This is a genomic window from Bordetella ansorpii (assembly GCF_900078315.1).
Lineage (GTDB): Bacteria > Pseudomonadota > Gammaproteobacteria > Burkholderiales > Burkholderiaceae_B > Bordetella > Bordetella ansorpii.
In genome coordinates, this window is sequence record NZ_FKBS01000014.1 from 416482 (window position 1) to 436204 (window position 19723).

At 67.8% G+C, this 19723-nt stretch carries 16 protein-coding genes and 1 tRNA gene; 14 read left to right on the forward strand and 3 right to left on the reverse strand.

What is annotated here, in order from left to right; genetic code table 11:
* Window positions 1-10 precede the first annotated feature (10 nt).
* The 3 genes from A7W11_RS09575 to A7W11_RS09585 all read left to right on the forward strand — a co-directional run bounded on the left by A7W11_RS09575 (window position 11) and on the right by A7W11_RS09585 (window position 3297).
* On the forward strand, window positions 11-1204 hold the full coding sequence (locus A7W11_RS09575; protein ID WP_066410886.1) for a CaiB/BaiF CoA transferase family protein: 1194 nt from the start codon (window positions 11-13) through the stop codon (window positions 1202-1204).
* Window positions 1201-2148 (forward strand): hydroxymethylglutaryl-CoA lyase, encoded by a 948-nt coding sequence (locus tag A7W11_RS09580; RefSeq protein WP_066410892.1) that lies wholly within the window; start codon window positions 1201-1203, stop codon window positions 2146-2148. Before A7W11_RS09575 ends, A7W11_RS09580 begins: the two co-directional genes overlap by 4 nt.
* Window positions 2149-2298: 150 nt before the next feature.
* On the forward strand, window positions 2299-3297 hold the full coding sequence (locus tag A7W11_RS09585; RefSeq protein WP_412778714.1) for a Bug family tripartite tricarboxylate transporter substrate binding protein: 999 nt from the start codon (window positions 2299-2301) through the stop codon (window positions 3295-3297).
* Window positions 3298-3368: 71 nt separating this feature from the next.
* Here A7W11_RS09585 and A7W11_RS09590 read toward each other — a convergent pair whose 3' ends face one another.
* Window positions 3369-5411 (reverse strand): TULIP family P47-like protein, encoded by a 2043-nt coding sequence (locus tag A7W11_RS09590; RefSeq protein WP_066410896.1) that lies wholly within the window; start codon window positions 5409-5411, stop codon window positions 3369-3371.
* 249 nt (window positions 5412-5660) lie between these two features.
* Here A7W11_RS09590 and A7W11_RS09595 point away from each other — a divergent pair, with 249 nt between their 5' ends.
* Window positions 5661-6467, forward strand: coding sequence for a response regulator transcription factor (locus A7W11_RS09595; protein ID WP_082887173.1), 807 nt, complete (start codon window positions 5661-5663; stop codon window positions 6465-6467).
* A 31-nt stretch (window positions 6468-6498) separates the two neighbouring features.
* Window positions 6499-9201 (forward strand): hybrid sensor histidine kinase/response regulator, encoded by a 2703-nt coding sequence (locus A7W11_RS09600; RefSeq protein WP_066410898.1) that lies wholly within the window; start codon window positions 6499-6501, stop codon window positions 9199-9201.
* A gap of 35 nt (window positions 9202-9236) precedes the next feature.
* Here the strand turns inward: A7W11_RS09600 and A7W11_RS09605 are convergent, their stop codons facing one another.
* On the reverse strand, window positions 9237-11111 hold the full coding sequence (locus A7W11_RS09605; protein ID WP_066410899.1) for a methyl-accepting chemotaxis protein: 1875 nt from the start codon (window positions 11109-11111) through the stop codon (window positions 9237-9239).
* A 276-nt stretch (window positions 11112-11387) separates the two neighbouring features.
* Between A7W11_RS09605 and A7W11_RS09610 the strand changes: the two genes are divergently transcribed.
* The 3 genes from A7W11_RS09610 to A7W11_RS09620 all read left to right on the forward strand — a co-directional run bounded on the left by A7W11_RS09610 (window position 11388) and on the right by A7W11_RS09620 (window position 13767).
* Window positions 11388-11461, forward strand: a tRNA-Gly gene (locus A7W11_RS09610).
* A 150-nt stretch (window positions 11462-11611) separates the two neighbouring features.
* Window positions 11612-12661 carry a DUF72 domain-containing protein gene (locus A7W11_RS09615; RefSeq protein WP_066410901.1) on the forward strand — a complete coding sequence of 350 codons (1050 nt, stop codon included), beginning with the start codon at window positions 11612-11614 and terminating at the stop codon, window positions 12659-12661.
* Window positions 12662-12708: 47 nt separating this feature from the next.
* Window positions 12709-13767: an RNA methyltransferase gene (locus A7W11_RS09620; protein WP_066410903.1), complete on the forward strand. Its 1059-nt coding sequence runs from the start codon at window positions 12709-12711 to the stop codon at window positions 13765-13767.
* Here A7W11_RS09620 and A7W11_RS28985 read toward each other — a convergent pair.
* Entirely contained in the window at window positions 13761-13895 is a 135-nt protein-coding gene (locus A7W11_RS28985; RefSeq protein WP_268874730.1) for a hypothetical protein, read from the reverse strand. The genes A7W11_RS09620 and A7W11_RS28985 overlap by 7 nt on opposite strands.
* Window positions 13896-14077: 182 nt before the next feature.
* Here A7W11_RS28985 and A7W11_RS09625 point away from each other — a divergent pair, with 182 nt between their 5' ends.
* The 6 genes from A7W11_RS09625 to A7W11_RS09650 all read left to right on the forward strand — a co-directional run bounded on the left by A7W11_RS09625 (window position 14078) and on the right by A7W11_RS09650 (window position 19654).
* Window positions 14078-14569: a (R)-mandelonitrile lyase gene (locus tag A7W11_RS09625; RefSeq protein ID WP_082887174.1), complete on the forward strand. Its 492-nt coding sequence runs from the start codon at window positions 14078-14080 to the stop codon at window positions 14567-14569.
* Window positions 14547-15350, forward strand: coding sequence for a carboxymuconolactone decarboxylase family protein (locus tag A7W11_RS09630; RefSeq protein ID WP_066410904.1), 804 nt, complete (start codon window positions 14547-14549; stop codon window positions 15348-15350). The genes A7W11_RS09625 and A7W11_RS09630 overlap by 23 nt, the downstream gene beginning before the upstream one ends.
* A 210-nt stretch (window positions 15351-15560) precedes the next feature.
* A complete protein-coding gene (locus tag A7W11_RS09635; protein WP_156523038.1) occupies window positions 15561-16007 on the forward strand; it encodes a DUF3592 domain-containing protein in 447 nt (148 codons plus the stop codon).
* A 192-nt stretch (window positions 16008-16199) separates the two neighbouring features.
* On the forward strand, window positions 16200-16967 hold the full coding sequence (gene fabI, locus A7W11_RS09640; protein WP_082887239.1) for an enoyl-ACP reductase FabI: 768 nt from the start codon (window positions 16200-16202) through the stop codon (window positions 16965-16967).
* 21 nt (window positions 16968-16988) lie between these two features.
* Window positions 16989-18419, forward strand: coding sequence for a bifunctional enoyl-CoA hydratase/phosphate acetyltransferase (locus tag A7W11_RS09645; protein ID WP_066410906.1), 1431 nt, complete (start codon window positions 16989-16991; stop codon window positions 18417-18419).
* A complete protein-coding gene (locus A7W11_RS09650) occupies window positions 18416-19654 on the forward strand; it encodes an acetate/propionate family kinase (RefSeq protein ID WP_066410907.1) in 1239 nt (412 codons plus the stop codon). Before A7W11_RS09645 ends, A7W11_RS09650 begins: the two co-directional genes overlap by 4 nt.
* The last annotated feature ends 69 nt before the right edge of the window (window positions 19655-19723 follow it).

Consider the following 19723-nt stretch of genomic DNA (forward strand, 5'->3'; position numbering starts at 1 on the left):
GGAGGAGACCATGGCAGCGCAGATACTGGCCGGCATACGTGTGCTGGAGCTGGGGCAATTGATTGCCGGCCCTTTCGCGGCCAAGACACTGGCGGATTTCGGCGCGCAGGTCGTCAAGATCGAGCCGCCCGGCCAGGGCGATCCGCTGCGCAAGTGGCGCCTGCTGCACGAGGGCACGTCCGTGTGGTGGGAGGCCCAGTCCCGCAACAAGCAGTCGGTGTGCGTCGACCTTCGGCGGCCCGAGGGGCAGGACGTCGTGCGCATGCTGGCCGCCGAGGCCGACGTGCTGATCGAGAACTTCCGGCCCGGCACGCTGGAGAAGTGGGGCATGTCCTGGGAGGCGCTGCATGCGCTCAATCCCCGGCTCATCATGCTGCGCGTGTCGGGTTATGGGCAGACCGGCCCCAAGGCGCGCGAGCCGGGTTTCGCCGCCATCGGCGAGGCCATGGCGGGCGTGCGGTACCTGAATGGCGAGCCCGGGCGCGCGCCTGTGCGCGGCGGCCTGTCGCTGGGGGACACCATTGCCGGGTTGCACGGCGCCCTGGGCGTGATGATGGCGCTGTATCAGCGCGATGCGCGCGGCGGCGTGGGGCAGGTGATCGATGCCGCCCTGTACGAAAGCCTGTTCAACCTGACAGAAAGCCTGATGCCCGAGTATTCCGTGTTCGGCACGGTGCGGCAGCCGTCCGGCGCCGCGCTGCCGGGTATCGCGCCGTCCAATGCATATCTGTGCCGCGATGGCTACGTGCTGATCGCGGGTAACGGCGATGGCATCTTCACGCGCCTGATGGCGCGCATCGGCCGCGACGACCTCGGGCAGGATCCCGGATTGGCGCGCAACGATGGCCGCGCCGCGCGCGTGCAGGAACTGGACGCCGCCATCGGCGCGTGGACCATCGAGCGCGACATCGACGACGTGCTGCAGGCCATGCGCGAGGCCGACGTGCCGGCCGGCCGCGTGTATTCGGTGGCCGACATCGCCACCGATCCGCACTACCGCGAACGCGGCGCCATCATCGGCATGAAGGCCGCCAGCGGCATCGACGTGCAGATGCCGGCCGTGTTTCCCATCCTGTCGGGCAATCCCGGCGCCGTGCAGCATCGCGCGCCCACGCTGGGCGAACATACCGACGCCGTGCTTCGGGCCGCCGGCCTGGATGCCGAACAGATCGCGCGGCTGCGCGCCCAGGGAGTCATCGCATGAACAACGGTCCTGCCCGTATCGAGATCAATGAAGTCGGACCGCGCGACGGCCTGCAGATCGAGAAGGCCACGGTCGCTACGGACGACAAGGTCGCTTTCGTCGACGCCCTGTCCGCCTGCGGCTTCGCGCGCATCGAGGTCACCAGCTTCACGTCGCCCAAGGCGATTCCGGCGCTGGCGGATGCGCAGGACGTCATGCGCCGCATCCAGCGCAAGCCCGGCGTCATCTACACCGCGCTGGTGCCCAACATCCGCGGGCTGGAGCGCGCGCTCGAATGCGGCACCGACGAGATGAACCTCGTCATGTCGTCCAGCGAGACGCACAACCGCGCCAATCTGCGCATGACGCGCGAACAGTCGCTGGCCGAGCTGACTGCCGTGCTGCGCGCCGCGGGCCAGGCGGGCGCGCCGTGCAACGTGTCCTTGTCCACGGTGTTCGGCTGCCCCTTCGATGGCGACGTGCCGGCCGGCGAGGTGCTGCGCCTGGCGCATGCGCTGGTGGACGCGGGCGCCACGGGCATCACCCTGTGCGACACCACGGGCATGGCGTTTCCCACGCAAGTGGCGGCGCTGTGCGAACGCGCCGCGCGCGAATTGCCCGGCACCGCATTGACCGTGCACCTGCACAACACGCGCGGCATGGCGCTGGCCAATGCCGTGGCGGCCTGGCAGACCGGCATCACGCGGTTCGACGCGGCGGCGGGCGGCCTGGGCGGCTGTCCGTACGCGCCGGGCGCCAGCGGCAACGTCAACACGGAAGAGATCGTGCACATGTTCGCATGCATGGGCGTGGATACGGGCGTGGACCTGCCCGCGCTGATGGAGATCGTGCGCGGCCTGCCATCCCTGGTCGAGCGTGAACTGACCAACCCGCTGCTGGCGGCCGGTCCGCGCCTGGCCACGCACGCGCCGCCGGCCTGGCTGGCCGAGCGTTTCCCGGCCTAGTTTTCCATCGACTGTCGGTTTCTCGCGCTGCCTGTGCACACAGGCAGCGGGGGCGTGCTCGTGCCCGCGTTTTTTCGTCGTGCCGTTCGTCCATGCATGCGCGCCCCGTTTTGCAGCACCGCTTCCCCAATAACATCCAGGAGACTCGAAATGACTTTTCAACTATCCCGCAAACCGTTGCATGCCCTGGTTCTGGGCCTGATGGCAGGCGCCGCCATGCTGACGGCATCCGGCGCGGCGTCGGCCGCCGGCTATCCCGATCGTCCGGTGTCGCTGATCGTGTCTGCCGCGCCGGGCGGCACCACCGACATCGCCGCGCGGCTGATCGCACAGCCGCTGGGCCAGGCACTGGGCCAGAGCGTGGTGGTCGAGAACCGTCCCGGCGGCTCGGGCGGCATTGCCGCGCAGGCCGTGGCGCGCGCCAAGCCCGATGGCTACACCTTGCTGTTGCAGTACTCGGGTTTCCAGGTGATCACGCCCAGCGTGATGAAGGACATCGGCTGGGATCCCATCAAGGATTTCGCGCCCGTGGCCAACGTGCTGTCGGCGCCGCAGGTCATCGTCGTGCGTCCGGCCCTGCCCATCCACAGCCTGAAAGAGCTGGTGAGCTATGCGAAAGCCAACCCAGGCAAGCTGAACTACGCCTCGTCGGGCAACGGCTCGCTGCAGCAGGTGGCCACTGAATTGCTGAATCAACAGGCCGGCATCCAGACGGCGCATATCCCGTACAAGGGCACCGGGCCCGCGTTGAACGACCTGCTGGGCGGGGCGGTGGACATGACCATCACGACACCGCCGCCGCTGCTTGGCCAGATCCATGCCGGCAAGCTGCGGGCGCTGGCCATCACCGGCGAGAGCCGCCTGCCATCGCTGCCCGACGTGCCTACCGCCGCGCAGGCCGGCTATCCCGACCTGCAGGTGTCATCGTGGTTCGCCATGTACGCGCCCGCCGGCACGCCGCCGGAGGTGGTCGACAAGCTGGCGGGCGAGATCGAGAAGATCATGAAGAGCGATGCGTTCCGCCAGAAGGCGGCCGAACAGGGCGCCGAGGCGCGCTTCATGGGCCCGAAGGAGCTGGGCGACTATACGCGCGAGGAACTGGCGCGCTGGAACAAGGTGGTGAAGGCGGCCCATATCACGGCCGAATAAGCCGTCATCGGTCCAGGCACGGCGGTGGTTGCGGCAAGGCAAGCGCCGCCGTGGCGCTCTCGTGGATGCGGTCAGGTCAGCGACAGGCCGAGCACGAGCCCGCCGTTGACCGACGCGCATTTCAGCACCTGCTCGTGCAAGGGCGACCGATGGGGCTGGGCGCCCGCCTTGTAGCGGTCCAGCATCGGGAAGGAGATGCCGCCCAGCAGCGGCTGCCCTGCCGCCGCCCCGCCCAGGGTGGACTGAAGCGCGCCCGCCCGCGCCCTGGCTTCCCTGCGCCGGTCTTCGGGGCGGCCCGATACATTGCCGATCAGGTTGCCCAAGCCGGTGCCGGCGGCCAGGCTGACGGCATAGATGAGCAATCCCTTCACGTAAGTGTTCCAGGGCTGCTTGGCTTTGGTGAGGATGCCCGCGATGACTTCCGCGGACAGTTCCAGCTCGGCCGCGTCGGACGTGACGGGGCCGCGTTCGGGCTCGGCGTGGGCGATCTGGGACAGCACCAGGGCAGCGGGTTGCGCGGCGCCCTGGCTGCCCGGACGGGTTTCGATATAGATGCGCTGGGGGCCGTTGCCGGCGTTGCGCCGCGCGGGCGTCGCCTGGTACTGGCCGGACAGGGGCACGGGTTCGGCGGGATGCGCATAGACCATCCGTTGGGCGCTGCGCCGTTCGATGACCAGTTCACGGCCCAGGCCGATGTCCACGCAGACCGGCATGCCTTCGGTTTCCGATTGGCGCAGGGCCGCCAGCACGTCCTGCTGCCGGCGGGGCGGATGCCCGCTCGCGGCGCTCGCGTGCATCGACTGGATGGCATTGGCCGCATAGGCGTCCAGCTCGCCCAGGATCAGGCCGCCGATGATGGCGACGACCTGCCGGACCGTGCCGTCCTCGGCTGCTTCGCAGGCCGCGTCGAAGCTGATGCTGACCGACGGCGTGCCTTCGGGCGCGAGGTCCAGGCTTTGCGTGTCCGGGTTGATGGCCAGGCGGTAGCGCTCGCGCATCGACAGGACCAGTTTGCCGCCGGCGCTCAGGGTGACCCGGATCTCTTGCGTGTCCACCGTGATCGCGTCGTCGGCAATGCGGAACACCAGTCTGCCGGCCGGAATCTCCGCGTCGAATGTCTCGGCATGCGGATCGGCCAAGGCTTGCGGCGGCACCAGCAGATACTCGCCCGTGGCGTCTCGGCGGTACTTCAGCTTGATCGGGCTGTCGTTGGCGATCTCGCCCGCGTTGCCCTTCGGCTTGAACTTGCCGGACAAGCTCTTGTCCAGCGTGGTGTTGATATGCCGCAGGAAGGTGCTCCGGGTCACGGCGTCGGGGCTGATGATGATGGCGGCATCCAGTCCCGGGTTGGTGGGAATCGCCTGCGCAAGGACGTTGGCCTCGATCGGCCGGGTATCCTCGGATCGGACCAGCACCGCCAGGATGCCGTCGTCCGCATCGGGCAGATCGGCGGTGGCGTATTGATAGTCTTCGGGTTGCAGCCAGGTGACGCCGGCCTTGCGGGCCAGATCCTGGCTCAGCACCGTCGACAGCGGCATGGCATCGAGCAGGGCCGCCAGGTGCCGCTGCAAGGGTGCCTTGACGATGCTGATCAGTTCGCGTTCGATCCCGAATATCTCGAACGAGTTCATGAAGGGCGCGGGAAGCGTCGCCATGTCCAGCGTCAGGCTTTCGATCAGGTCCGCCTGCGCGTCGGATCGGGTCTGGACATGCAAGTGCAGCAGGTCGTCCTGGCCAGCGTCGGCGGTGAACGCCAGCGTGGTCCGCACGACGAGGTCGAAAGAAAACGGTCCGGCAAGCGACGGGCCTCCAACGCGCTGATAGCGATTTGCGTCAACCCGCAGGCGCCACCTGAGCACGGCGCCCGAGCCGCCGGTGGCCAGTTGCACGTTCGTGACGATGGCCTTGTCCACCCGGCCATTGTTGTTGGCGCCCTTCAGGTCGATGTCGCCTCCCTGCGTCCAGGGGGCGGGAGGCCAGGCCGACGCGCTGAGCGCGCGGTTCAGCGTGCTGTACTTGATTGCATATACCGCGTCCCAGCCGAGCGTGGCGTTCGTCAGTGAATCGGGTGTCGGGAAGAGACACGCGCTCGGGTTGATGGGGGAATCCGTCATCACTTTCAGTCGTCCTGTGGTGGCGGACGAGGGCGGACTCGGGTTGTGCGTGGTGAGGACGCAGCAAGGCGAGAAAGCCGGCGAGTCGGATGCCCTCGTCTTGTTACAGACCTTATCAAATACAATTAACCACCCCTGAATCACAGGTTTGCTGGAATGCAGGGGACGTTTGCCGCACGGAAAAATATTTGCAGCCAGCGGGAACTGCCGTGGCTGCGTCACAACGCCCGTACGGTCAGCCATGAAAAAATGCGCGCCATGACAGCCCCTTTTTCTCGCCCAGCCATCGGCCCGTTCTCGGGCCTGCGGGTGCTGGTGGTGGACGACTGTGCCGAAGACCGCATGCTGCTGATGGATTTCCTCAGCGGACAGGGTTGCCGGGTCTACATTGCGGTCGATGGCCATGACGGCTATCGCAAGGCGCAACTGGTGGTGCCCGATCTGGTGCTGATGGACGTCACCATGCCATCCTGCGACGGACTGGCCGCCTGCCGCCTGATCAAGGCCGATCAGGCCACCCGCAACATTCCGCTCATCTTCCTCAGCGCCGCGGTGCTGCCCGCCGAACGCGTCGCGGGCCTGGCGGCCGGGGCGGTCGACTACGTGACCAAGCCCTTCGATTTCGAAGAGGTGCGGTTGCGGCTGCTGGTGCATCTGCGCAATTCACTGCCAATGGCCGCCGCGCCGGCGGTTGCGCCAGACGCCGCCCAGGCCAGCCCGACGCTGGACGGCGTGCTGTTCCGCGCGGCGCGCAGGATGCTGTCCGAACGCCTGGACTACACCCCCGAGCTCGACGAGCTCGCCCACGCGGTGGGCACCAATGCGCGCCGCCTGAACCTGGCGTTCCGGCGCTGCGCCGGCGCCACCGTCTTCGAATTCCTGCGGGAAGAGCGCATGCGCGAGGCGCGCCGGCTGCTGTGCGAGACGGTCCTGGACGTCCAGGCCATCGCCCAGTCGGTCGGGTATGGCAACCGGGGCAACTTCTCCACGGCATTCCGCGAGCGTTTCGGCATGTCGCCCAGCGCCTTGCGCCAGGCGCCGGGCGCGGATGGGTAGTGCCTCTCAAACCCCCCGGGCGCGATCTGCGATGAATAGGTTGGACCTTTCACGGGTACGCGGGCTGTTCCTGCTGCTCGTTCTATGGCTGTGCGGTGTCTTCTGCCTGCAGGGCAACGCCTGGGCGCAGGAGGCCGTGCCGCGTGCGCCCGTCGACCTGGCCAGCGTGGCGGACCGGCTGCCCCTGGCCGATCATCTGTCCAGTTTCCAGGATCGCGACGGCCTGCTGACCGCCGTGCAGGCGTTGCAGCGGGACTGGCCGGCGGCCTCGGCGCAGCGGCTGAATCGCGGGTTCACGGCCTCGGCCATCTGGCTGCGGGGCGAGTTCATCAACAACGGCAATGCCCCCGCGCTGCGCTGGCTGTCCGTCGGCGTGCCGCGCCTGGAGGACGTGCGGTTCTTCGTGTTCCGCTCCGGGGCCGCCGAGCCCCGCCGGACGGTGCTGGCCGGCAACCGCCTGCCCATCAGCGAAGGGCCGGTGCCCTCGGCGCTGTCCGTGCTGGACCTGGCTTTGCAGCCCGGCGAGCGCGCGACCGTGCTGATCCGGGTGCAAAGCCGTTCGGCCGTCACCATCGAGGCGGCCCTGTGGATGCCCGACACCTTTCGCGAGGCGGACGAGCGCGGCGGCGTGATTCTCATGCTGCTGGAGGGCGGCCTGGCCATGATCGCCGTCTATGCGCTGGTGCTGGGCCTGGCGCACCGCGACGTCGTGTTCCTGCTGCTGGGCGTTTCGCTGGTCGCCGAAATCTTCTACAGCCTGTCCTTCCAGGGGTTGCTCTATCGCTACCTGCTGACGGACGGGGGCGAGGCCGTGCTGCGGGCGCCCAGTGTGTTCTCCATCGTGGCCATGTCGCTGTTCAGCCTGATGGCCATGCTGTTCGCCGGCTTGCACCGCATCCGGTATTGGAAATGGATCTACTGCGTGCTGTCCGGCGCGGGGCTGCTCGGGGCCGTATGGGCGGCCTTCGGCGACTACCGGTCCGCCGCCTCGACGCTCACCAGCCTGGTGTTCGTACTCAATCTGGTCTGGATGGTGTCGATGATCGATGGCTGGCGGCGTGGCCAAGCCAATGCCCGCCTGTTCCTGCTGTCCTTCTCCATCTATTGCGCGGCGTTGTTCGTGCGCCTGGCCTTCATCCACGGCTGGCTGCCGGGCCGCTGGGGCGGTGGTCCGGAAATCGCCTGGGACCTGCTGTCCGTGTCGCTGATGATGGCGATGATCCTGTATGGCCGTTCGCGCCAGTTGCGCGAAGCCCGCGAGGCCGCGCAACGCGAGTTGTTCGAGGCACGGGGCCGTGAGCAGGAGCGCCTGGAGCGCGCCGTGACCGAACGCACCCAGGCCCTGCAGGAGGCGCTGATCGCCGCCGACGAGGCCAGCCGGGTCCGCCAGGACTTCCTGGCGCGCATCAGCCACGACCTGCGCACGCCCCTGACCTCGATCATCGGCTTCGCCGACCTGATCCAGGCGGGCGGGCGCGACGATGCGCCGCGCGGCACCATCATCCGGCGCAGCGCGGATCACATGCTGGGCATGGTCAACGACCTGATCGACTATGCGGCCGGCGCGGATGGGCAGGCCGTGCGGCCCGCGCCCGTATACATACATGCCTTGCTGGACACCGTGGCCAAGGAGGCGACCTCGCTGGCCGCGCGCCGCGGCAACCGCTTCGTGCTGGAGGTTGGCGGCGGCTTGCCCGCCGTGCTGGAGATGGACGGCAAGCGGGTGCGGCAGGTGCTGGGCAACCTGATCGACAATGCGGTCAAGTTCACCGCCGACGGCACCGTGTCGCTGCACGTCGCCTATGCGGACGCGATCGAAGGCCAGTCGGGCACCTTGCAACTGGCCATCGTCGACACGGGCTGCGGCATCGCCCCCCAGGACCAGGAGCGCATCTTCGAACCGTTCCAGCGCCTGGATGCCGCGCGCGACCAGCCTGGCGTGGGGCTGGGGCTGTCGATCGTGCAGCAATGGGTGCAGCGCATGCACGGCACGCTGGAGGTGCTCAGCGCCGTGGGAACGGGCACGACCTTCATCTTCACCTTGCCCACGCGCGCCCTGGATGAGTCCCAGGTCGTGCTGCATTACATGCCCGATGCGGCGGCCGTGCTGCCGCCCATCGACGGGCAGGGCCGGCGCATCTGGGTGGCCGAGGATACGCCCGAGATCCGCGATTTCCTGGTCGAAGAGCTGGCGAGCCTGGGTTTCGTGGTGGAAAGCAGCGACGACGGCATGGCCGTGCTGGCCCGCATCGCTTTGCCCGATGCCCAGGCGCCCGACCTGATCCTGACCGATCACGACATGGCGGGCGCCGACGGCATGGCCGTGCTGGCGGCGGCCAAGCAGCGGTGGGGGAACGTGCCGGTCGTGGTGGTGTCGGCGACGCCGCACGTCGCGGCGGGCGAGGCTGAAGCGGATGTGCTGGCCTACGATGCGAGCCTGCTCAAGCCCGTGAACCTGGCGGAGTTGCGCAATACGCTGGCGCGCCTGCTGGCGCTGCCGCGTTCGCAGGCCATGCCCGCCGCCGTCGAGCCGCAGAACGGCGCGCAGCGGCCCGGCGCCGAGGCCCTGGCCGACGGGCGCCGCCTGCTGGATAGCGGCGCGGTGTCGGACCTGGTGGACTGGGCGGATGGCTTGCAGGCGGAGGACGCGCGCCTGGCGGCGTTCTGCGAGGAAGTCAGGCGCCTGGCCCGCATGGGAGACCTGCAGGGGCTACAGGTGCTCTGCGCGGCTTAGGGCGGCCGCGTCGGCCGCGCCGGCCATCGGGTGCTTCAACGATAGGCCAGCGCCATCGGCATGGCGGACGCGTTGCGTTTCTGCTGGGCCTGCACTTGCGGCGCCGATCCGGCATCCAGCACGAAGCCGCCCACCAACTGGGCCAGGTGCGCCGCCTGCTCCTGCAGCGAGTGCGCGGCGGCGGCGGCTTCTTCCACCAGCGCGGCGTTCTGCTGCGTGACGTGATCCATCTGGTTCACCGCCTTGCCCACTTCGCCGATGCCGGTGCTCTGCTCGTGGCTGGCCACGTCGATCTCGCGCACGATCTGCGTGACGCGCTCCACGCTGGCCACCACCTGGTCCATCGTGCCGCCGGCCTGGCGCACCAGCGAGCTGCCGGTGTTGACCTGCGACACCGACGATTCGATCAGCGCCTTGATTTCGCGCGCCGCCGTGGCGCTGCGTTGCGCCAGGCTCCGTACTTCGCTGGCCACCACCGCGAAGCCGCGGCCCTGTTCACCCGCGCGCGCGGCTTCCACCGCGGCGTTCAGCGCCAGGATGTTGGTCTGGAAGGCAATGCCGTCGATCACGCCGATGATGTCCACGATCTTGCGCGATGAGGCCTCGATGCCGTCCATCGTCGCCACCACGCTGCGCACCACCGCGCCGCCTTCGGAGGCGACCTGCGAGGCCTGCCCGGCCAGCGAGGCCGCCTGCGCGGCATTGTCGGCATTGTGCTGCACGGTCGAGGTCAGCTCTTCCATGGCGGCCGCCGTCTGCTGCAGCGAGCTGGCCTGCTGCGACGTGCGGTCGGACAGGTCGTTGTTGCCGCTGGAGATTTCCGAGCTGGCGGCGCGCACCGTCTCGGACACCGTGCGGATCTGCAGCAGGATGGAGGCGATCTTGTCGGCGAACAGATTGAAGGCGATGCTGATGCGCGCCAGTTCGTCCTCGCCCTTGACGGGCAGGCGACGCGTCAGGTCGCCGTGGCCCGAGGCAATGTCTTCCAGCGCGGCCTGCACCTGCGGCAAGCCGCGCAACTGGCGCGTCACCGTGACCGTCAGCAGCGCGATCGCGGCCAGCAGCGCCAGCAGCGTCGTGAACGCGGCCAGCTTGATCAGGTCGGTCACGGGTTGCGTGGCCTGCGCGCGGTCGATGGCGATGACCAGCGTCCAGGGGGTGCCGGCCACCGTGCTGGCATACAGCATCTGCGTGGCGCCGCCGATGGCCTGTTCGCTCTTGCCGCCATCGCGCGCCAGTTTCTGCAATTGCGTCACGTCCAGGCCGGCGTCGATGGCCGTCACCGGCTTGAGCGCCAGTTCGGCGTTGGGGTGCGCGATGATGTTGCCCTTGTCGTCCAGCAGGAAGGCCACGCTGGCGGTCGTGGCGCGGATGTCGGCCACCATCTTCGCCATGCTGTCGATCAGCATGTCGGTGCCCACCACCGCGATCACCTTGCCGTCGCGGCGCACGGCCTCGGCGAACGTCACGCACAGCTTGCCGGTGGTGGCGTCGGTGTAGACCGGGGTGATGACGGCGCCGTTGTTGCCCGCGGCCTGCTGATACCACGGCCGCGACGTGCCGTCGTAGCCGGGCGGGGTGGCGTGGTTGAACAGGGTGCGCTTGTCGGCGTAGGCGATGTAGGCATCGTCGAAGCCGCCGGCATTCTTGGCCGACGCGGCCATCCGCAGGGCTTCGGCTTCGGATTGGTCCACCGCCAGCTTCATCGACCCGGTGACCCGCTGCTTCTCGGCCACCCAGCCGGCCAGGGCGGCGGAGCGGTCTTGCGTCAGTTGGGCGATATGGGCGTCCACCTGATCCAACGTGTCGTTGCGGGCCACCAGGACTGTGGCAACGGACAGCGCGAGCATCGACAGGACCGTGATGGCAACGCAAAGGGCTATCAGGCGATAGCGAAGAGACTTCAGCATGGGAGAAGACACTCCGGCAGCGCGCAGCCCGAAGCGGGTGCGATCCAAGGCAGTGTATGGATGGTTTGTGACAGAACGAAACGCTTCGACACGGGTGTGCGAAGGGTGTTGTTTCGTGGTTTTTTGGTTGGAATTCGGGGATGAAACCGGCTGCAGCGAAGGGCGAAACGCGGCGGGGGGAGGGATCTGGAGTAGAATCGCTGGCTTGCGGCGGGCGGTGTGCAATGCACCGCCAGGGTTGGCGGCTCGTCAAAGAGTCCTGGCAGCGTCGGCAATGCGGGTGTAGTTCAATGGTAGAACGGCGGCTTCCCAAGCCTCAAGCGTGGGTTCGATTCCCATCACCCGCTCCAATCAAGCTCCATATCCATCTTGGCACGTTGGGAAATCGACCCAGGCTTGGCATTTCCCGTGCTCGCGTCTTGGCAAACGGTTACGGATCCTTGGCATGCAGGGTTGCCCCAGGAAGTACCCTTTAGCCTCCTCCCTGCAATATGACGAGTATGCAAGACGATCTTTTCGGAGATGCGCTTCCCCTGCCTCCGGCCAACGCCTTGAGCGAGGCCGCCTCTCGTGCGAAACCGAAGCCGAAAGGGGCCGCCAAGGTGCTACCCGCGTCTGCGGCGCAACAGTGGAGCACGCTCGCGGGGCAACTTCCGGCGCACCTGCGCTTCGGGGTCTCTACGTGGTCGTACCCAGGCTGGGAGGGATTGGTCTGGGATGGCGAATACGATTCGAGCACGCTGTCGAAGCATGGTCTGGCGGCCTACCATCAACATCCGCTTCTACGCACGGTCTGCGTGGACCGCACTTTCTGGCGCCCGTTGTCCGCAAGCCAGTATGCCGTCTATGCAAAGCAGGTCGATGACGACTTTCGTTTCGTCGTCAAATGTCCCGCCATCGTGACCGACGCCCTGGTGCGTGGCGAAGAGGAAGGCAGGACGCGCGAGCCCAATCCGGCTTTTCTCGATCCTGCGCTGGCCATCCAGGAGTTCGTGCGGCCGGCGCTCGACGGGCTGGGCGCCAAGCTCGGCGTGCTGGTTTTTCAGCTGAGTCCGCTGCCTTTGGGATGGCTGAGCCGTCCCGCGGCGCTGCTTGAAAGGCTAGGCCGCATGCTGGCGGCTGTCCGCGAGGCCTTGTCCGCGCATGACGCCGTGATCGTCGCGGTGGAAGTCCGGGACCCGGAACTGCTGGGCCAGGCGCTGGTCGATACGCTCAAGGCGCATGGGGCGACTTTCTGCCTGGGCCTGCATGGCAAGATGCCGCCGATCGAAGCGCAACTGCCGATGCTGCGCGCGCTATGGCCGGGGCCGCTGGTCTGCCGGTGGAACCTGAACCGCATTTTCGGCGCGTATGGGTATGCCAATGCGCAGAAGAAGCACGAGCCGTTCAATGCCATTCTCAGCGAGGATCTACCGACTCGCACGGCGCTGGCGCGTACGATCCGCGGGATCACGGGCGCGGGCCAGCCCGCGTACGTGACGATCAGCAACGATGCCGAAGGCTGCGCGCCGCTGTCCATCCTGAAGCTGGCCCAGGCCATCGAGGCGTAGGATCGGTCTGCTCCGCCTCTATATCCAACGGGTAAAATCCGCCCTCCATGCGCCACGCCGACTTCGACCAACGCCTTGCCGCCCTTGACGCGCTGCCCGTCCATCGCGGCAGGACCCTGCGCGTCTGGCTGAACGGGCAGGCGCTCGGCACCGGCACGAAGCGGCGGGCCAGCGAGCATTTCCTGCCGCTGGCGCTGCGCGAGGCCCTGCCTGCCCTGACGGCGGAGCTGGACGGTCTGGCGCGTATCCGCTCCGAACACCCCGGCCATGACGGCTCGCGCCTGCTGGTCGAGCTAGCCGACGGGCAGATGGTGGAAAGCGTGCTGCTGCCGCGCGACGGGCTCTGTGTGTCCACGCAGGTCGGCTGTGCGGTCGGCTGCCGTTTCTGCATGACGGGCAAGAGCGGCCTCATCCGCCAGGTTTCCAGCATGGAGATCCTGGCCCAGGTGGTGCTGGCGCGGCGTCGGCGCGCGGTGAAAAAGGTCGTGTTCATGGGCATGGGCGAGCCGGCGCACAATCTTGAGAACGTGCTCGAAGCCATCGACCTGCTGGGCACCGAGGGCGGTATCGGCCACAAGAACCTGGTGCTGTCCACCGTGGGCGACCCGCGCGTGTTCGAGGCCTTGCCGCGCCAGCGCGTCAGGCCCGCGCTGGCGTTGTCGCTGCACACGACCAAGGCCGAACTGCGCGAGCACCTGCTGCCGCGCGCGCCGAGAATGACTCCGGAGCAACTAGTCGAACTCGGTGAGCGGTACGCCCGTGATACGGGATACCCGATCCAGTATCAATGGACGCTGCTCAAGGGCGTCAACGATGGCGACGACGAACTGGATGCGGTGGTGCGTCTGCTCAAGGGCAAGTACGGCGTGCTCAACGTCATTCCCTTCAATAGCCTCGAAGGGGACGACTATCAGCGTCCCGATCCCGAGCGCATCCTCGAGATCGTCCGCACCCTGCACCGCCGCGGCGTGCTGACCAAGGTGAGGAACAGCGCCGGGCAGGACGTGGACGGAGGCTGTGGCCAGTTGCGTGCACGTGCCGTGGGCGCGGAGCAGGTCGTCCAGTTACGCCGCAAGCGCATGGCGCAGCCGGAAGCCGTTTATTGAGACCGGAGCAGGGCGGCCGTTGCCTCCATCTGCCCATGTTCAAAGGCATCCGAGAAGTCATCGCGTTCGTTCGCGCGCAGGCCGATATCGATGCCTGCAGCGACGCGCCGCCTCAAACGGCTATTCATGAACCGGCTTCATAGCGACTTGCACGTTTCATCGGGTACTCAACCGGCGCCACATGGATGACCATGTCGCCAGTCCATCGGCATCCGATGGCGCGCCTGGCGGACAGGAGGCCACGCGGCAGTCGCGCTGGCACGGTCATAGGACGGCCAGGCGCATCGCAATGATGAGGAGGAAAACGATCATGCGTCTGTCTCTGACTCCCGTGTTTCTGCTTGGCTGCTGCCAGGCGTCCGTGGCCTTCGCCGGCGAGCCGCAGGCGGCCGATGCCCGGCACCAGCAGATCGTGCGTGCGGGCGAACGGCCCTCCGTCGCCGGCCCGGCCGAGTATTTCACGGGCCGCGTGCGCGTCGATCCCGTCTGGCCCGCCCGCGAGACCATCAATGCCTCGGGCGGCCTCGTCACCTTCGAGCCCGGCGCCCGATCGGCCTGGCATACGCATCCCGCAGGACAGCAACTGGTGGTCACCGCCGGGGTGGGCCTGACCCAGGAATGGGGCAAGCCCGTGCAGGTCATCCGGCCCGGCGACGTCATCTGGTGCCCGCCCGGGGTCAAGCACTGGCATGGCGCGGCGGAGCACACCGCCATGACGCACCTGGCCGTGACCGGCACCGTGGACGGCAAGAATGTCACCTGGATGGAGAAAGTCACCGATGAGCAATACGCAGCCCGATAAGTCCCGTCTGAGGCCCCTGCAGACCAGCGCGCTGGCCATGGCGGTGGGCCTGTTCTCTCCCATGGCCCAGGCGGACGAGTCGCCGCGGGCCAAGCCTGTCTCCCCATCGCACATGACCACATCCGATTCCTCGGCCACCCTGACCGCGCGGCAGCAGGCCATCGTTCCGGTTGCAGCTTTCGCCGCCTCGGGGGATATGCCCAAGCTGAACGCCGCATTGAACCAGGGCCTGGATGCGGGCCTGTCGATCAGCGACGCCAGGGAGATCCTGGTGCAGGTCTACGCCTACGCCGGGTTTCCTCGCAGTCTCAATGCGCTGGGCGAACTGATGAAAGTCACGCAGGCGCGCAAGCAGCGCGGCATCCAGGACGATCCGGGCCGCGAGCCCAGCCGTCCCATCCCGAAGGGGGACGCGCTGCTCGCCGCCGGCACGGCCAACCAGACCAAGCTGTCGGGCGCGCGGGTCGAGGGGGCGCTGTTCGAGTTTGCGCCCACTGCCAACGAATACCTGCGCAGCCATCTGTTCGGAGACATCTTCGAGCGCGACAACCTGGACTGGCAAAGCCGCGAACTGGCCACGGTGGGGATGTTGTCCGCGATGAGCGGCGTGCAGCCGCAACTGCTGGCGCACGTGCGGATCAGCATGAACGTGGGTCTTTCCGAGGGGCAGATGCACCAGGTGGCCGATGTGCTGGCCGAACGCGTGGACGCGGACTCGGCCACCCGTGCGCGCGAGGCGCTGGCACAGCATCTGGCAGTCCTGTCCGGCAAGAAACCCTGAACCTTCGGGCGCGCAGGGGTTCCGCGCGTGGACGCAGCGTGCTGTCGTCGGCATCGCGCTGGGCAGGTATGAAACGGTAATGATTCTGCCGGGGATCCTGTGCGAATATCCGTGACGCATCGAATCCCGGGCTACGGATGGCTTCAGGTGGCCGAATTCCCCTCCATCCGCTGGCCATTTTCCTCGTCCGCGAAAACAGAATCCCCAGCCATGGCTGCCGATCCCTCCACATCCCGCAGCACGGCCAATTTCATGCGTGCGCTGTTGTTCACGCTGGTCGGCCTGTTCCTGGTGGCAAGCACCGGCTACCTCTGCTACGAGCGCGCCCAGTTCATCCGCCATTCGCAGGTCGCCGATGGCCGCGTGGTCAAGCTGAACGCCGGCGGTTCCCATCCCCAGATCGAGTTCGACACCGCCGACAACCAGCGCATCTCCTATCCGCAGGGCGGCATGATCTTCGGCTACGAAGCGGGCCGGCAGGTAAAGGTGCGCTACCTGGCCGAGAACCCGCAGGCCACCGCCGTGCTCGATACCTTCGGCGCCCTGTGGGGCATGGACGCAATGATGGGTGCCGTGGGTTTCATCTTCCTGGCGCTGGGCCTGTCCTCCGTCCTGCGGGGCGGGCAGACAGGACGGTGGTGGTACTGGCGCACCTGACGGCATCGTTCTCTTCGCCGGCGGCATTGCGCCGCTTTTCTTGACGCATGACAAGTATCGGGAAACTGGCACCCCCCAGGCGCTCATCCGCGCCTGTAAAAAACCGATCCAATGCGATAAGGTATTGCGCTGCAATATTCCAGCCGGCAATGCCGCTTGCGCCCGCGTGGCGTGACGATCGCAGGGATGAACATGCTTGCTCTGAACGGAAAGACTGGCCTGGTCGTTGGCATCGCCAATGACAGCAGCATCGCCTGGGCTTGCGCCCAGGCTTTCCAGGCGGCGGGCGCCAGCCTGGCCGCCACCTGGCAGAACGAGCGGGCGCGGCCGCACGTCGAGCCGCTGCTGCGGCAACTGGGCGCCGACATCCAGACGGAACTGGACGTCGGTGACGACCTGCAGATGGCATCCGTATTCGAGCTGATCCGGCAGCGCTGGGGCAAACTCGATTTCCTGCTGCATTCGGTGGCCTTCGCACCCAGGCAGGACCTGCATGGCCGCGTGGTGGACAGTTCCCGTGAAGGTTTTCTGACCGCGATGGACGTCTCCTGCCATTCGCTGATGCGGCTGGCCAGGCATGCCGAACCGCTGATGCCGCGCGGCGGCAGCATCATGACGATGAGCTACCTGGGCGGCCCCGAGGTCGTGCCCGGCTATGGCCTGATGGGCCCCGTGAAAGCCGCGCTCGAGGCCAGCGTGCGCTATCTGTCGCTGGAGCTGGGGGCGTCGGGCATCCGCGTCAACGCGATCTCGCCAGGCGCGATCGCCACCCGCGCGGCATCGGGCCTGCCGGACCTGGATGCACTGATCACCGACAGCCAGCGGCGCATGCCGTTGCAGCAGATGTCCCTGTCCATCGACGACGTCGGCCCGCTCTGCACGTTCCTGGCCAGCGATGGCGCCCGCGCGATCACCGGCACGACGATGTACGTCGATGGCGGCATGCACGTGCTGAACTGACCCTTCGAGACGGACCCACCCATGACCACATCCTCTGCTTCCGATGCCGGCGCGCTTTCGCGCCTGCGCAATCGCACCTTCGACGAGATCGGCATCGGCGACCATGCCGAGATCGAGCGCGTGCTGACCGCCGAAGACATCCAGCTGTTCGCCATCCAGTCCGGCGACATCAATCCCAGCCACGTCGATCCCGATTTCGCTGCCAGGACGCCGATGGGCGGCGTCGTGGCGCATGGCATGTGGGCCGGCTCGCTGATCTCGGCGGTGCTGGGCACGCGATTGCCCGGGCCCGGCACGGTCTACCGCAGGCAGAATCTGCGTTTCCTGGGGCCGATCCGTGTGGGCGACACGCTGACGATCCGCGTGCAGGTCATCGCCAAGCAGGCCGAAGACCAGACGGTCGGCCTGAGCTGCGCCGGCGTCAACCAGCACGGGCAGGCGGTCATCGAAGGCGAGGCGGTGGTCACCGCCCCCACGCAACGCATCGAGCTCGAGCGGGCCAGCCTGCCGCACATCCGCCTGGAGGGCGGATCGGGCGAGGACATGCGCCAGTTGTTGGCCCACGTCGGCAAGATGCCGGCCATCCGCACGGCGGTCGTGCATCCGTGCGATGAAACCAGCCTGGCGGCGGCGCTGGAGTGCCACGCCGAAGGCCTGATCGAGCCGGTGCTGGTGGCGCCGAGGCAGAAGCTCGAGGCGGTTGCCGCGCAAGCGGGACTGGATCTGTCCGGGGTCGAGATCCTCGATGTGCCGCACAGCCATGCCGCCGCCGAGCAGGCTGCCGCGCTGGCCGGGCAGGGCCAGGTGCAGGCCATCATGAAAGGCAGCCTGCATACCGACGAACTGATGTCCGCGGTGGTGGCCGCCAGCGCGGGCCTGCGCACCAAGCGGCGCGTCAGTCATTGCTTCCTGATGCATACGCCCGCGTATCCCCGGCCTTTCATCGTGACCGATGCCGCCATCAACCTGGCGCCCGACCTGGCGCAGAAGGCCGACATCGTGCGCAACGCCGTCGACCTGGCGCACGCCATCGGCGTGGCCCAGCCCAAGGTGGCGATCCTGGCGGCCGTGGAAACGGTGTCGCCGGCCATGCCCGCCACGCTGGATGCGGCGGCGCTGTGCAAGATGGCTGACCGCGGGCAGATCGAGGGCGCGCTGCTGGACGGTCCGCTGGCCTTCGACAATGCCGTGTCGATCGCGGCCGCGCGAACCAAGGGCATCGTCTCGCCCGTGGCCGGCCAGGCCGACATCCTGGTGGTGCCAGACCTGGAAAGCGGCAACATGCTGGTCAAGCAACTGATTCATCTGGGCCAGGCCGCCAGCGCGGGCGTGGTGATGGGCGCCAAGGTGCCCATCATGCTGACCAGCCGCGCCGATGGCCGCGCCAGCCGGCTGGCTTCGTGCGCGGTCGCCGTGCTGCTGGCTCACCACTATCGCCAGGCGCCGCCATGAAAAGCTCCGCCCATCTCGTGTCCGAGGACCGCTACGCATCGCGGGGCGATCTGATCCTGGTGCTGAACTGCGGGTCTTCCAGCATCAAGTTCGCCCTGTTCGATGGCGGCAGCGAGCCCCTGCCGCGCCTGCCGGTGTGGAACGGCAAGGTGCAGGGCATCGGCGGCCCGTCGCCTACGTATGGACAGACGGGCATGGATCCCATACCGGTGCCGCTGGACCCCGATCATCCCTATCGGTCGGCCTTGCAGCGCATCGAGCAGGGCGTGCTCGAACGCCTGGCGGGCCGCCGCCTGCACAGCGTGGCGCATCGCATCGTGCATGGGGGCGCCAAGTATTTCTCGTCGGTGCGGGCCGATGCCGAAGTACTGGCCGACCTGAAGCGCTACATTCCCCTGGCGCCGCTGCATCAGCCTTTTGCCCTGGAAGCCGTCGAGGCGCTGCTGCAGCGGCATCCCGACCTGCCCCAGGTGGTGTGCTTCGACACCGCGTTTCACCACACGGTGCCCAAGGTCGAGCAGATGCTGCCGCTGCCGTACTCCGCATGGGAGCGCGGCCTGCGGCGCTACGGATTCCACGGACTGTCCTATCACTACCAATCGGTGGCGTTGGCCGAGCGCCACGGCCAGTTGGCCAGGGGCCGTACGCTGGTGGCGCACCTGGGCAGCGGCGCGAGCCTGTGCGCGATGCACGAGTTGCGCAGCGTGGCCACCACGATGGGCTTCTCGGCGCTGGACGGCCTGATGATGGGCACCCGCACCGGCGTGCTCGACCCCGGCGCGGTGATCTACTTGATGGAAATCGAGAAGCTCACGCTCGAACAGGTGGGCCACATCCTGTATCACGAGTCCGGCTTGCTGGGCGTGTCCGGGGTGTCGTCCGAGCCGCGCGTCTTGCTGGCGATGGAGACGCAACAGGACGAGACAGGCGCGCGTGCGCGCGATGCGCTGGCGCTTTACGTGCGGCGCATCGTGCGCGAGATCGGTGCGCTGGTGGCGGTGCAGGGCGGACTGGACCTGCTGGTGTTCACGGCGGGCGTGGGCGAGCACAGCGCCGAGATCCGCAAGCGGGTGTGCGACGGACTGGCGTTCCTGGGCGCCCGCCTGGACGCGGCCGCCAACGCCGCCGATGCGCCGGTGATCAGCGCGCCGGACAGCGCCTTCGTGGTGGGCGTGGAGCCGACCAACGAAGAGTGGATCGCGGCGAGCGAGGCGCTGTCGGTGCTGCAAGGATAGGACGCACGGCCAGGGGGCTTCGTACCGGGCGCGCGGGCCTCGCGCCGCGGCACGCGTGGCGGGCCAGGC